Annotated in this window: 10 protein-coding genes; 1 reads left to right on the top strand and 9 read right to left on the bottom strand. The window is 35.5% G+C overall.

The annotated features are described in order from the left end of the window. Positions 1–8: 8 nt before the first annotated feature. The 6 genes from LDM92_RS01245 to LDM92_RS01220 all read right to left on the bottom strand — a co-directional run bounded on the left by LDM92_RS01245 (position 9) and on the right by LDM92_RS01220 (position 9,406). Positions 9–938 (bottom strand): L-lactate dehydrogenase, encoded by a 930-nt coding sequence (locus LDM92_RS01245; protein WP_223901688.1) that lies wholly within the window; start codon positions 936–938, stop codon positions 9–11. A 293-nt stretch (positions 939–1,231) separates the two neighbouring features. Continuing rightward, positions 1,232–2,629 carry a flavocytochrome c gene (locus tag LDM92_RS01240; RefSeq protein WP_223901687.1) on the bottom strand — a complete coding sequence of 466 codons (1,398 nt, stop codon included), beginning with the start codon at positions 2,627–2,629 and terminating at the stop codon, positions 1,232–1,234. A 30-nt stretch (positions 2,630–2,659) separates the two neighbouring features. Further along, on the bottom strand, positions 2,660–4,063 hold the full coding sequence (locus LDM92_RS01235) for a class II fumarate hydratase (protein ID WP_223901686.1): 1,404 nt from the start codon (positions 4,061–4,063) through the stop codon (positions 2,660–2,662). 184 nt (positions 4,064–4,247) lie between these two features. Next, complete coding sequence (locus LDM92_RS01230) at positions 4,248–6,305, bottom strand: copper-translocating P-type ATPase (RefSeq protein ID WP_274383940.1); 2,058 nt, start codon at positions 6,303–6,305, stop codon at positions 4,248–4,250. A gap of 96 nt (positions 6,306–6,401) precedes the next feature. Then, entirely contained in the window at positions 6,402–7,775 is a 1,374-nt protein-coding gene (brnQ, locus tag LDM92_RS01225) for a branched-chain amino acid transport system II carrier protein (protein ID WP_223901685.1), read from the bottom strand. Between the two features lie 734 nt (positions 7,776–8,509). Continuing rightward, positions 8,510–9,406, bottom strand: coding sequence for a LysR family transcriptional regulator (locus LDM92_RS01220; RefSeq protein WP_223901684.1), 897 nt, complete (start codon positions 9,404–9,406; stop codon positions 8,510–8,512). A 130-nt stretch (positions 9,407–9,536) separates the two neighbouring features. Between LDM92_RS01220 and LDM92_RS01215 the strand changes: the two genes are divergently transcribed. Further along, entirely contained in the window at positions 9,537–11,348 is a 1,812-nt protein-coding gene (locus LDM92_RS01215) for an FAD-dependent oxidoreductase (protein WP_223901683.1), read from the top strand. A 49-nt stretch (positions 11,349–11,397) separates the two neighbouring features. Here LDM92_RS01215 and LDM92_RS01210 read toward each other — a convergent pair whose 3' ends face one another. The 3 genes from LDM92_RS01210 to LDM92_RS01200 form a co-directional block, all read right to left on the bottom strand. Continuing rightward, positions 11,398–12,036 carry a copper homeostasis protein CutC gene (locus LDM92_RS01210; protein WP_223901682.1) on the bottom strand — a complete coding sequence of 213 codons (639 nt, stop codon included), beginning with the start codon at positions 12,034–12,036 and terminating at the stop codon, positions 11,398–11,400. Between the two features lie 26 nt (positions 12,037–12,062). Beyond that, positions 12,063–13,019 (bottom strand): glycosylasparaginase, encoded by a 957-nt coding sequence (locus tag LDM92_RS01205; protein WP_223901681.1) that lies wholly within the window; start codon positions 13,017–13,019, stop codon positions 12,063–12,065. Between the two features lie 132 nt (positions 13,020–13,151). Next, positions 13,152–14,567 carry a DASS family sodium-coupled anion symporter gene (locus tag LDM92_RS01200; RefSeq protein ID WP_223901680.1) on the bottom strand — a complete coding sequence of 472 codons (1,416 nt, stop codon included), beginning with the start codon at positions 14,565–14,567 and terminating at the stop codon, positions 13,152–13,154. Position 14,568: the final 1 nt, after the last annotated feature.

Genomic DNA, 14,568 nt, shown 5'->3' with positions numbered 1-14,568 from the left:
CTTTTTGGTTAATCTAAAGTAATATTATCTAGTACTTCCTGCATTTTTGTAGCTGAATTCAGCATCTTAGCTTTTTCAGTTTCAGAAAGCTTAGTTTCAAGCACTTGACTAATTCCGGTGCCATTTATTACAGTAGGTGTTCCTAGATAAAGCTCATTTTTAATTCCATATTCACCCTTAATTGGTGCTGATAAAGGCAAGGCGATTGATTGATTAGTTAATATAGCATTAACTATCTGGGTTAGCATCATCGCAATGCCATAAAAAGTAGCACCTTTATTTTCAATTATTTTTCCTCCTTTTTTACGAATACCTGATTCTACTTGATCCAGAACAGAGTTGTCAACACCGTCAAAATCTTTAAGTGGCTTGCCACTAACTGTTGACTCATCAAAGTTTTCGAAAGAAGTATCACCGTGCTCACCTAAGACCATAGAGTCAACTTCAGCAACAGGAACATGTAATCTTCTTGCCAAGTCAACTTTTAATCGTGTTGAATCAAGGGAGGTACCCGTTCCAATAACCTTATTTTTAGGGAATCCCGATAGTTTCTGGGTCAGCGTTGTTAAAATATCAACAGGATTAGCAGAGACAACAAAAATGCCAGTGAAGCCAGATTCAACTACAGGTTGAATAATGCTCTTTAAAATGGTCACATTTTTATTAACTAGATCCAAGCGGCTTTCTCCCGGTTTGCGCGGAACACCAGCTGTGATTACAACAACGTCAGCATCTTTTGCATCAGAGTATTCTCCTGAATGAATATTACATTCTCCAGTAAAAGGTAATATATCCTCTAAATCCATTGAATCACCCAGTGGACGCTTTTTTACCACATCGCAAATAACCAGCTCGTCAACTCTAGTATGTTGCAATAAATCATTGGCAAAAGTTGAGCCTACTGCTCCATCGCCAACTAGTAAAACCTTTTTATTCATAACGTCATTTCCTTTCAATTTTTAAAAAATGTAATCCTTTACATTGATAATTATAAAATTATTTTTTAATTTTTTCAATATTTAAAATAAATAATTTAAATTTTTAATTTTTTAAAAATATAAAATGATTTTCATCTTTCAAATAATATAAAAAAGAGTCTGGGAAAAAACTCTAACCTAACTAAAAAAGGCCGACAAATCAGGTCAATAAAACGTTGATTTGTCAGTCTTTTAAATTGTGAAATTTCTTAATTTAACTTCAAAGAGCCCTTTTTCCCAGACTCATTAAATGATTATTTATATTGTCTTGTGAATTCTGTCATCTGTATACCGGCCTGTCTTCCAAATATCACAGTTTCAGCAATTGAGTTTCCTCCAATTCTATTATTGCCATGCAATCCTCCTGAAACCTCCCCTGCGGCATAGAGTCCTGGAATAACGTTTCCGTTAGAATCCAAGACTTCAGTTTTTGGAGTTATATGAATTCCACCCATTGTATAATGAATAGCTGGATTAATATGAATAGCAAAGAAAGGACCTTGCTCAATAGTGCGATCCATTCCAGTAGTTCGCTGATATTCACTATCATTTTTGTTCTTTACAGAATCATTCCATTTTGATATTGTTTCCTTCAAATTATCACTGTTTACACCGATATTTTCAGCTAATTCCTCAATAGAAGAGCCTTGACTAACTAGTCCTACGTGATCATAAAATTCAACAGCAGTAAAGTTATTACGAATTGTTTGATCAAACAGGAGGTAAGCACCATCCTCATTTAATTTAGTGATGGCATCGGAAACAATTTTTCGAGTATTAAGCTCATTAACAAATCTCTGACCAGATTTATTAACTAAAATTGCACCTTCGCCACGTAAACCTTCACCTATTAAGTATACGTGATCGGTATCTGTTTGAGCTGTAGGATGTACCTGAATGAATTCCATTTGCTCTAGTTGAGCATCCACTTTGTCTGCTAATTTTAGACCATCGCCTGTAGCTCCTGGTTGATTAGTTGTTTTATAATTTGCTAGATCAGGACGATATTTTTTTATCAAATCTTTTGAAGAACCAAAGCCGCCTGAAGCTAGTAAAATTGCTGTTGCTTGAACTTTTCTTGTTCCTGAATCAGTTTCGACTTCAATTCCTACAACTTTTTTCTGCTCATTTTGTAATAAACTAATTACCCGTGAATTATTAAAAACAGGAATATTTTTTTCTTTAATTTGTTTCAAAGCTCCTGTTACTAAATAACTGCCAACAGGTGCCATTGAGGCAGGCCGGTGAGCCCTCTTTTTACTCATACCACCCGTTATCGTCAAATTTGTTAACTCAATGCCATGATTCATTAACCAGTCAATTGCTACTGCTGAATGGTCAACGAAATACCTTAAAAGATCGCGATCATTTAGTCTGCCTCCACCTTTTAAAGTCTCCTGATAAAAATCTTCCTTGTTATCTATAATTCCTTCATTAAGTTGAACCAGGCTCTCAGAAGCATTCATTCCTGACGATGCCCTGTTAGTATTTCCACCAAGATCAGCATTTTTTTCAAAAACAGCAACATTGAGGCCTAGTTCTTTTGCCTGAATAGCGGCTGTTAAGCCAGCTCCACCGGCTCCTACGATTACTGCATCATAACGGTCTCTAATTTCTGCACTGCCGTTAGGCGTAAAAACAAATTTACCCATTTATTTTCTCCTCTAAAATTTTAAAAATAATTATTTCTCAGGATTAGTTTGAGATACATTGGTCATCTCCATGTAATCCATCCACTTATCATATTCTTCCTCTGTTAACTTGCCACTTTTTAAAGCTGATTCCTTAAGAGTTGTCCCTTCCTTATCAGCAGTTTGGGCAATTTTCGCAGCTGCATGATAACCAATGTGTGGTGACAGAGCTGTAACAGTCATCAAAGAACTTTCAAGCAAGTCATCCATCTTTTCTGCATTAACTGTTAAGCCTGCTATCATTTTATCAGCAAACCCTGTAATAGTACCAGTTAAAATGTCACAAGAATCAAGAAAAGCTGTAATCATTACTGTTTTATAGACGTTCATTTCAAAATTTCCTTGTGAACAGGCAAAAGTAATTGTGGTATCGTTGCCAAAAACTTTTGCAGCTGCCATGGTTACGGCTTCAGCTTGTGTAGGGTTAACTTTACCCGGCATAATTGAAGATCCGGGTTCATTAGCTGGTATATTAAGCTCATGGTAGCCGGCTCTTGGGCCAGAAGCTAAGAATCTAATATCCTGTGCTATCTTAAACATATCAGCAGCTAAAGTTTTCAATGCACCATGAACAACATCAATTCCAGAATGATGAGCTAAGCCCCAAAACTTATTGGTCTTAACTTTAAATTCATGTCCGTAAACTTGGGACAATTTACCGGCAATTTTTTCAGTCATCCCAGGTGCAGCATTAAGTCCAGTGCCAACAGCTGTCCCTCCAATTGCCAGTTCGTACAATGTTGGTTTAAGTTCTTGAATATAATTCAAGTCATGTTTTAAGGCAGAAATATAACCCGAAACTTCTTGGCCAAAAGTAATTGGAGTGGCATCTTGCAGGTGAGTACGACCTACTTTAACGGTTTTCCAATACTTATTTTGTTTTGCTATCAGTTCATCAATTAGGTGTTGCACAGCTGGTTCAAGTTTATCCAGTGCCTCAACAGCCACAATATTCATTGCTGTAGGGTAAGTATCATTAGACGATTGTCCTCTATTAACATCATCATTAGGTAAGATATGCAAATTTGGATGCAACTTATTAGCTAAATTTGCAACAACTTCATTCACATTCATATTACTTTGAGTTCCAGACCCAGTTTGCAATACATGTAATGGAAAGTCCTTGCGTAGTTCATGGTCATCTAAATTAAGCAAATGGTCAACAGCATCCTCAATTGCTTGCCCTTTATCCTCAGGCTCATCTCCGACTTCTACATTTGATTCAGCAGCAGCTTTTTTTAAATGCAAAAATGCCCGAATAATTGCAAGAGGCATTAATTCACCACTGGGGAAGTTATTGCGACTGCGTTCCGTTTGCGGTCCCCATAGAGCTTCTTTTGGTATTTTGACAGGGCCGATAGTATCACTTTCAACACGATATTCTTTTTCGCTCATGTTCAGTCTCCTTATTTAATGCTGACATTCTTCTAATAATAAATTTTATATTACTCTTTCACTCATGATACAGTTTTTTTGTACTTTTTTCAATATTTTTAAATAAAAGGGCTATCATTTTAAAAATTAAAAATTTATTTAAAAAATACAAAAAGCACTCCCAAAGAGTGCTTAATTCTGATTGTTATAATTTTAATGTTTCTGCATTAATAGCTACTATTACCGTTGATAAAGACATCAGAATTGCTCCAACAGCCGGAGATAACAATATTCCCCAAGGAGCTAATACCCCAGCAGCTAAAGGCAATGCAATTATATTGTAGCCGGCTCCCCACCATAAATTTTGGACGGTTTTTCTTTGAGTATGCTGGGCGAGATTCAAAAAACTAATAATGTCAAGTGGCTCACTATTTACTAAAATGACATCGGCAGAATCTACAGCGACATCTGTTCCCGCACCGATTGCAACTCCAATATCGGCTTTTGCTAAACTAGGAGCATCATTTATACCATCTCCGACCATCATTACTTTATTGCCTTTTTCTTGCAACTCTGCAACGATTTTCTGTTTGTCAGCCGGCATTAAACCTGAATGTACTTCGGAAATGTTAAGTTTTTGCGCAATATTTTGCGCAACTTTTTCATTGTCTCCTGTAAGCATTACCGGCGTGATATTAAGATCTTTAATTTGCTTTATTAAAGAAGCAGCGTTCTTTTTAATTTCATCACCAACAGCAACATATCCTAAAAGATCATTTCCTTCTACTAAATAACTTGAAGTGTAGTTTAAAGCATCTATTTTGGGAAAATGGTTAACTAGCTTTCTAGCAGCTTTTTCGTTCACCAGCTGAAATTCCTTGCCATTTAAAGTACCAGAGACCCCTTTACCATCTAAAGTCTTACTATTTGCTAATGAATAAAGTTTCATATTTTTTTCTTTAGCAAATTGTAAAATGCTTTGAGCAATCGGGTGATTAGAATCCTGCTCAAGGGAAGCAATAAGTCTAATTACTTCATCAGCACTATAGTTTTTAGCCAAACTATCATATTTTCGTACTTGAAATTTTCCTTCAGTTAAAGTTCCAGTTTTGTCTAAAAGCAAATAATTAATTTTTGAACTAACACTGATGACATTGCGATTTTTAATTAATAAACCATTTTTGGCACCAATTGAGGTACTCTTTGCATTTACCAGTGGAATAGCAAGTCCCAAAGCATGGGGACAGGCAATAACTAAAACGGTTACCATTCGCTCTAGACCACCAGCTATACCACGTAAACTTGTCCAAACTAAAAAAGCAATAATACCAAAAGTTAGCGCTGCATAAAACAACCAACTGGAAACCCGATCTGCCAAATTTTGTAGTTTGGACTTATTCATCTGAGATGACTGAACTAGTTTATTGACACTGGCTAAAAAGCCGGAATTAGCAGAATTAGCAACCTTAATTGTTAGTGTTCCAGAACCGTTAATTGATCCCCCAATAACCTTATCGTTTTTTTGCCGCGTTACTTCGCGTGATTCACCAGTAACCAAAGATTCGTTTACTTGACTAGAACCATTCAGAATAACCCCATCAAGAGGAATACTTTCTCCTGCTTTGACTAAAATTACTGCATCTTTTTGGACATCATTTATTGCCATATCCATAGTTTGACCATCATGTTGTACGTGGACCTTATCAGGTAAAAGCTTAGCTAAATCATGCACAGAACTATTGGCATTCATCACTGAATTCATCTCAATCCAGTGACCTAAAAGCATAATCAAAATTAAAGTAGCCAGTTCCCAGAAGAAGTCCATTACATGAACTTTACTGTTTAACAAATCATTTTTCACAAAAGCATAAATACTATAAATATAAGCAGTAGTAATTCCTAAAGAAATGAGAGTCATCATTTCAGGCTTTTTGTCTTTTATCTCGTAAAAAGCGCCTGATAAGAAGGGTTCCCCACCATAAAAGTAAAGGATCGTTGCAAAAATAACTACTACCCAGTCAGAACCAGTGAAAGAAAATTGGAAAGGTAAATGGACGCCCATTGCAGGCGACAAACAGATAATTGGCAATGATAATAAAACTGAAACCCAGAATTTTTTCTTTAAGTTCCCCATGTGCATCATGTGACCACCATGCATCATCATATCATGATCATCCATTTTCATTGATGAGTGATTATTCATCGCATGATTCATATTTTCACTATGGTTCATATTCATACTATTCAAAATATTCCGCCCCATTCTATAAATCACCAAAATTGCTCTTTTCTTTAATCTACTTTTATAAACAGGTGATGTCAAAATATCGGCTTAATTATTTGAATTATATTTACACAGCTAGTTAAATTTTGCTTTTTTATAAAAATGAATAATAAATCCAATTGCTAATCCGATTACAGCTGGAATTACCCAGTCCATACCAATATCTGCGAATGGCAAAAAGCGTAATTGTATTGATCTTAACTGCAATGCCCAAGGTTTTTGACTAATTACGGCAGGAAAAGAGGCTATCATATCTAAAATTGCTGGAATGAATGTAAAAACTATTCCCCAAAAGTAAACAATTGGATCACGATCAAATAACGAACTCGCAATTGACAGAATGATTAGTACCATTGCAATAGGATATAAAAACATTAGCATTGGAGTTGACCAGGCAATAATTGTATCTAAGCCGAAATTGGCTGTGATGAAAGAAACAATAGTCATAATTGTCAACCAGCCATGATAGCTGATTTTACTAAAACTACGGTGAAAGTCTTGCGCAAAAGCAGCTATTAAACCGACAGCAGTAGTTAAACAAGTAAGTGTAACCAGTGTAGCAAGTAAAGCATGGCCAAAATTTCCGAGATAATAAGTAACTATTTGGTTAAAAACAGTGCCACCTTCAGCAGAGATTTTAAAATGATTTAAAGTTGTCGCACCTACCCAAATTAACCCAATATAAATAACACCAATTGCACTTGTAGCGATCACACCTGCTCTAGCTGTAACTTTGGCATTGCTTTTAGCAGAAGTTTTTCCCAGCTGTCTTACCGCCGAAACAATTGTATAACCAAAAGCTAATCCGGCCAGAGCATCCATTGTGTTATAGCCTTCTAAAAAGCCATTGAAGAAAGGAGCACTTTGATACGCTGCTGTGACATTTTGACTTTTTGCAGCACCCATTGGTGAAATGGCGGCCAACAAAAAGATCGAAAATAGCAACAGCAAAAATAATGGATTTAGTATTTTTCCTATACTAGTCAATATCGTAGACTGTTTATAAGAAATAATAAAAGCCAAAATGAAAAATATTGCAGAGAATATCAGGAGTGCTGGCTTTGCGGCAGATTTCGGCAAAACTGGTTGCAAACCCACTGAAAATGAAATGCTTGCCGTACGCGGGGTGGCAAATAATGGCCCCAGAGTCAAATGGATTAAAACCATAAATACTAGAGCAAAAATGTTACCCAGTGGCCTGCCAATATCATAAACTCCTTTGGCATGACTTGCGCTAATAGCTAAAACGGCTAGTAAAGGTAAAAGCACTGCCGTTACCAAAAAGCCAAAAGTAGCTATTCCCCAATTTGCTCCTGAAAGCTGACCTAAATGAATCGGAAAAATCAAGTTGCCTGCACCAAAAAACAGTCCAAACAACAATGACGCTACTACCAAATATTGCTTCCATGTTAAAGGTTTTGTATTAACATCTTGCTCAATTTCTTCCATTACAATTCCTCCTAAACAGAATTACAGATAAATTTAATAATGATAAAGGGTTGGCTAGATTATTTAGGGGAATAAAAAAGCACCCTTGATTTTAAATCAAGGGTGCTTTAGCACGGTACCACCTATATTACTGCACTATAAATCAAAAAATGACAAATAGCATAGTCACTTCACGTACGGCAAAAATGCGATACGCTAACACGTTAATGGGTGTACCCAATAATAGCTACTAAAATTCACCATATAGCTCAAAGTTACTTTCAGCTTGCCGTCACGGTCCGTTCTCAGCAACAGGACTCTCTTAAACGCTACTTGTAAGCTTACTTATCTTTTCTTCGCTTTATCAATATTAATGATATTCTAATCAATGTCTTATTTTCTGTCAACTAAAATTTTGAAATTTTGAGAAATCGTCCGAAAGAAATATTAAAGCAATTAAAATTGCAATAAAAGTTGCAGGTCTTAATCTAACAATATCATATGCTACTTTTAGATCATACAATCTTACTTGTTAACAGTAGGTGAAATAATAAGTAGCAATACATTGACTGTTACCAGCATCATAGATTGCAAATACTAATTTGCATTAGATATTAGCTAAAACTTTTAAACTTGCATATACATCTCAGATTTTTTTAGTTATTCATAAAAGTAGATTTTTTATTTCTCTTGTTTATCTATATAAGCTTCAAAATATGTGTTAATTAAATGATAGTCAAAAAACTACTGCGACTCTATTTGAATTTTAAAAAAATTTTGCTTAACCAGTTTGCAAATCGTTTAGTACTTGGTGTTACCCCGTAATCCAACATTGCAATTCCATATTTAGGTCTAATAGAATAATTTAGAGGAACACTTGTAATTGTTTTATCCTGGTAGGCATTAACAAAATCCGCACAAATTCCTACTCCAAGTCCCGCTTTTACCATTAAACTGGAACTTAAAATATTGTTGGCGTAAGCTACATTAACATTCTTGTTCACTGATATGATATATTTTTGTAAAGCTTTTTGTGATGGCGGACACCATTCACTATCAGAAAATACTAACCTATATTTGCTTAAATCAGAAATTTTAAAATTATCATTCCTGATTTCTGAAGACTTGTAGAAATTTATGCAATAATGTCCTTCTACTAAATTGATATATCTTACATTTTCCATTTTTGATATGATATCTGGCATCGTAAAAATAATATCACAGTCACCGTTAAGCAATCTGTCTTTTAATTCATTATGCGCAAAATTTTCTAAAAAAATGTAAAGTGAATCATTTCCTATGTTTCTTTTGTATTCCTTAATCAATTTCGGTAATATAGAAATTTCATAAGGCGTTCCACTATATCCTATTGTTAAATTATTACTTTTTCTAATAGCAGCTGATCTTGCTTTTTGAACAGACTTGTCATAAACACTTAACAATGGCTTGATAGAATGATAAAATTCCCTTCCACTTTCTGTCAGATGCACTTCTTTTCTAGTTCTTTTAAATAAGAAAAAATTAAGCTCATTTTCCATTGCAGAAATAATTTGCGAAACAGCTGATTGTGACAGATTCATTTCTATTGCCGTCCTGGAAAAATTTAAAGTTTCTGCTAAATTTACGAATACTTTTAAATGTTCAAAATTCATTTCCATTCCTTTCTTAATAAGTAAATCTTATTAACAATCATATTCTAGATTATTTGTAAACGATTGAACAATGTTATATTTATTTTTGTAAGCATTAGCGTAATCACTAGAATGAAAGGGGATTTTTAAAGTGAAAAAACTTACATCTGGAAATTATCACATTGTAGCTCATGAATATGAAAATGAAGAAATGCCACTAGAGGTTGAAATCAAAAATGACAAAATTTGTAAGATAAAAACAAAGAAAAAAATGATTCCTGGGAGCTTAGAAGAAACCGTATTTACTAAAGTTCCCAATGAAATTATTAAAAATCAAAGTTTAGCAGTAGATGCAATTTCTGGGGCAACACATTCCGTTAACGGTCTGTTAGATGCGGTAGAAAAAGTCATTGAGAAAGCAGGAGGAAACGCCCAAGAATACGAAAAAGAGCAAAAAGAAATTAATCTGAATAAAAGACATGTTTCAGCGCATTTTTCTAACGACTTTTCTTCCTGGCGTACGAAACCAGAACAAATTGTTAAGGAATATAATACCGACTTTTTAATTGTAGGTGCCGGGATATCAGGACTGGCTGCAGCGGTTCAAGCTCGTCAACTTGATTTAAATACAATCGTAATTGACAAGAACGGTTTCGTGGCCGGAAATGGTGGCGGTGTTGAAGGTATTTTTGGAATTAACACTAAAATGCAAAAAGCTGCCGGTATACATGCAGAAAAGGAAGATATAATTTCAAAGGAAGCTGAGTTAGGACAATATAGGGCTGACGGATCTTTTTGGGTTGATTTAATTAATAATTCTGCAGATAACATTGACTGGTTGGTAAACCTTGGTGTTCAGTTGACTAAAGTCGACGACTATCATGGTACTTGTATGTTTCCGACTTTTCACTGGTTTAAAGGGGGTTTTGCCTCTGTCGGATATGTACCTTATATGAAAAAGAAGGCTGATGAGCTTAACGTAAAATTCCTGCTGGAAACTTCAGCTACAAGCATTATTGAAGAAAACGGAACTATTAAAGGAGTTTATGCCAAAACACCAGAAGGATATATAAAAATTAATGCAAAAGCAACGCTTTTAGCCACAGGGGGCGTTGGACATAACCCTGATCTGTTAGAGCAACAAGGCTGGTCAACAAAGAATATTCACTATTGTTCAATGCCAAGTAATACTGGTGATGGTTATCAAATGGCTATGTCAGTTGGCGCTATGGATATGTTAAAAGAATCTCCAGAATTTATGATGAACTATATTCAGGCTTTCCCTCATGAAGGTGTGCATTTATACCTTGATCCTATTAATGGATTTATGTCTTTACCATCAGGAGGCCCAGTAGTATTTGTCAATCAAGATGGCAGACGTTTTGTGAATGAAAATGTCAAAAAGTATAATTTGTTATATCAAAGAATGGCAATTAAAGCTACAAAAGTCACCTATGAAATATTCACACAAAGAATTTTTGATGAACTAACTAAGAACGTTGAAAACGCAGACGAAATACTAGCTAAGGCTCTCAAAGAAAACGAAGGAAATTCATTATTTAAAGCAAATTCAATTTCAGCACTTGCACAAAAAGTAAATCTTCCTACTGAAATTTTATCTAAGACAATGAAACTATATAATTCTTATTGTGACAATGGCAAAGACCAAGAATTCAATAAGGATAAAGAAATGTTAGTTTCAATGGAAGATGGTCCATACTACATCGCTCGCTTAGATCCATCTAATTTAATTGGAATTGGCGGAATAGGGTCAAATAGAAAATTTGAAGTCATTAATAATAATTTCGAAAAAATTCCAGGATTATACGCTTCAGGAATGGATTCGACAATGCAATATCGTGATGTATATACGATTACTCTTGGTGGGTCTGCTTGTGCTCATAATGTTAATTCTGGTCGGCAAGCAGCTAAAAATGCCAAACAATATATTCAAAACCTCTAATAAATTAATTTTTTAAGTAATATCAAAAAAAGCTTCCGATGAAGCTTTTTTATTTTACAATCTTTGTGCCATGAAGTTGATTAACATTCAGTTCTGCACCAACCAAATCTCTATTTTCGGTTGTGATCCCTCCACCTGGCAAAATTTCTATGCGATCATCTGCCCATTTAATAATTTCTTTTAAATGGGGCAATGTTGCCAAGATAGTTTTGTCTAATTTTCCACCATGTGTCAAAATTCTTTTAACTCCTTGATCTGCTAACCAGTTTAATTCTGTTTCCTGTTTATCATCTGTTATGTCATCAAAAGCCATATGCATGACAATTTCAACATTTAAGGAATGAGCCAATGTAATCAGATGCATCATTTGAATTCTGTTTATTTGATTCTGACTGGTCAAACAGCCAAAAGCAACTCCTTGAGCACCTAGTTTGGCAGCCGCAACCAGATCATCAGCCATTATGCCGATTTCATTTTTGTTATAAACAAAATCTCCACCTCTAGGTCTAATCATTATGACAACCGGTATTTTAAAATTCTCAGCATAAGTGACAGATTTCTTTATTACGCCATAGGAAGGCGTAGTGCCACCCAACGCCAAATCATTATTCAGCTCTAATCTGTCAGCGCCAGCCTTAATTACATGAGGAATATTATAAAAATTTTCAACACACGCTTCTTTTAGCATTTTATTCTCTTTCTTTTAGTTAAACGTTACTCGACCGGAGCATTGATTTGTTTTTGATAATCATCTAACCAAGATTGTGAAATAGGCTCAATCTGAGTCTTTTGATTTTTTCCAGGGTTGGCCATTAAAATTTGAGCTTTTTGTTTTTCATTAGCAACACAAAAAGGAAATTCCACATTAGTAGCTACTCCCCACTCACCTTTTCGATTTAAAGCAATTAAAGAAATTTCCCCTACTTGACCATAGCGCTGTTTTAAATCTTCACAAAATGGGTAAAGTGCTGTGTCACAAGCATCTTGAGGAGACTGACCTTTTGCCATTCTGCGAACTATTTCATATGAAAGACAACCTTTCATAATATCTTCTCCCAAACCTGTTGCAGTGGCTGCCCCAATATGACTGTCAGCATAAAATCCAGAACCCGATAACGGTGAATCACCAATTCTACCATCTTTTTTCATAAATAAGCCTGAAGTTGATGTAGCTGCAGCCATCGATTCAGCTGGATCAAGTGTGACTGCTCCAACAGTATCGTGCCCATCATAGGGATGCAGTCCAGTTTTAAACTGCTCTTTTACCTTATTTTGCCATATTGTTTTTGCTCTTTCTGTCAGCATGTTAGTCATTTCAAAGCCATTTTGCATAGCAAATTTAGTAGCACCTTTTCCGACTAAAAAGCTGTTAGTTTTATTTAAACTTAATTTTCTGGCTACAGAAACAGCATGCTTCACATTTTCAATGGCCGCGACTGAACCTTGTGCTAAAGTATCACCATTCATGAACGCAGCATCCATTTGGACGACTCCATCTTCATTCGGAAGTCCGCCATACCCTACTGATTTATAGAGAGGATAAGATTCAACTTTTTTTATTAAGTTTTCAACGGCATCTCCTGCGCTCTCACCGTTTTGCAACATACTGCTTGCTTTTAACAACCCATCGTATGACATGCTCCAAGTTGATATTACAGCCCAATTTTTCATTATGATCTTCCTTTTTATTCAGTATAGTAATAATAGTAAACTAGACTCCTTAAACTAACAAGCTACAAATCTAAAAGCTCAATTTGTGACAAAAATAAAAAGGCTTTGAACCAAAAATTCAAAGTCTTTTTATTACCACATGCCGATAAGTTTAGTCCAAATCAGACCGCCGCCTAACCAGATGATGTTAAGTACAACACCAATTATGGCGCTTAGTTTCCACCAATCTTTGTTAGAAACATAGCCTGTTGAAGAAAGCAAAGCAGCAGGACCTGCCGAATAGCTTGAAGTTGACAAGTATAAAGAACCGTCCAAAGCTAACATTAACGCTGCCATCATAGGTGGCACTCCGGCACCAATCGCAACTGAGAGAAATCCTGCGTAAAGAGCAGAAATTTGTGTAGAAACACTTGGAAATAAATAGTGCAGGTAGAAGTAAACCAAGAATAAGATTACCAGTACTAAAACCCAGTTCATACCTTGAAGTGCACTACCTAGAGTCTTTGAGAACCAAGGGAAAAAGCCCAAAGTCATTAATTTTTGTGACATCAACATGATAATTGAAAGCCAAGTTAGGATGTTCCAAGCAAAACTCTGACCTAAAATATCCTTAACATTAATGACGCCAAATACCAATAGTAATGCAACTGCAATAAAGCTGACTAGAGTAGCGTCAATACCAAACTTAGAACCTACTAACCATAATACAACTGACAGGACAAAAACCACACCCATAATTTTTTCTGCAGCTGTCATTTTGCCTAATTCTTGTAATTTTTTGTCTGCCCAAGCATGAGCATTAGGTGTTTCCTTGATCTTAGGCGGATATATTTTATATAGAATAAAAGGTACTAATATTAAGGAAATTATGCCCGGTACAATTGCAGCTACAAACCATTGCATCCAGGAAATAGTAACGTTTTGGGTCTTTGCTATCCCTAATGCCACCATGTTTCCGGCTAAACCAGTTAAAAACATTGTGGAAGTAACGATGTTAACTTCGTATTCTGTAAAGACAAGGAATGAACCCATGTCACGCTCAGTTCCCTTTTTAGGATCTGAACCCATTTCTCTTGATAAGTTATCAATAATGGGGTACATAATACCGTTAACACGAGCGTTGTTACTTGGGATACCAACTGCCAGAACAGTTTCCACTAGGGATAAGGCATAAGCCAAACCTAAAGTTCTCTTGCCAAAAGTTTTGACAAAGAAGTAGGCAATTCTTTTACCAAGACCTGATTTAATAAAGCCGGCCGCCATAAACATACACATAGCGACCATCCATGCGGTGGAATTACCAAAACCGGCAGTAACTTCTTCCATCTTAAAAATACCGGTTAATGTGGCAATCACCACCGCTATTATTGTAGTTGCCATCATTGGTAATGGTTTAGTCACACAAGCAATTATAGTTGCAATAAATATGGCGAAAAGGTGCCAGGCTTGAACGTTAATTGCCGCTGGTTTTAATGGAGTTAACAGCCATAAGACAATGCCGATAGCTAGTGGCAAATCCCACTTTTTCCATTGAATTTTATCTAACATT

Origin of the sequence: Lactobacillus laiwuensis, assembly GCF_019972835.1 — a bacterium.
Lineage (GTDB): Bacteria > Bacillota > Bacilli > Lactobacillales > Lactobacillaceae > Lactobacillus > Lactobacillus laiwuensis.
Note: the sequence above shows the minus strand (reverse complement) of the source record. Positions and strands in the feature narration are given on the sequence as shown.

Coding starts and splice junctions, on each gene's coding strand:
- LDM92_RS01245 (WP_223901688.1), bottom strand. CDS start 938: ATGAATAAAAAGGTTTTACTAGTTGGCGATGGAGCAGTAGGCTCAACT.
- LDM92_RS01240 (WP_223901687.1), bottom strand. CDS start 2,629: ATGGGTAAATTTGTTTTTACGCCTAACGGCAGTGCAGAAATTAGAGAC.
- LDM92_RS01235 (WP_223901686.1), bottom strand. CDS start 4,063: ATGAGCGAAAAAGAATATCGTGTTGAAAGTGATACTATCGGCCCTGTC.
- LDM92_RS01230 (WP_274383940.1), bottom strand. CDS start 6,305: ATGGGGCGGAATATTTTGAATAGTATGAATATGAACCATAGTGAAAAT.
- brnQ (WP_223901685.1), bottom strand. CDS start 7,775: ATGGAAGAAATTGAGCAAGATGTTAATACAAAACCTTTAACATGGAAG.
- LDM92_RS01220 (WP_223901684.1), bottom strand. CDS start 9,406: ATGAATTTTGAACATTTAAAAGTATTCGTAAATTTAGCAGAAACTTTA.
- LDM92_RS01210 (WP_223901682.1), bottom strand. CDS start 12,036: ATGCTAAAAGAAGCGTGTGTTGAAAATTTTTATAATATTCCTCATGTA.
- LDM92_RS01205 (WP_223901681.1), bottom strand. CDS start 13,019: ATGAAAAATTGGGCTGTAATATCAACTTGGAGCATGTCATACGATGGG.
- LDM92_RS01200 (WP_223901680.1), bottom strand. CDS start 14,567: ATGTTAGATAAAATTCAATGGAAAAAGTGGGATTTGCCACTAGCTATC.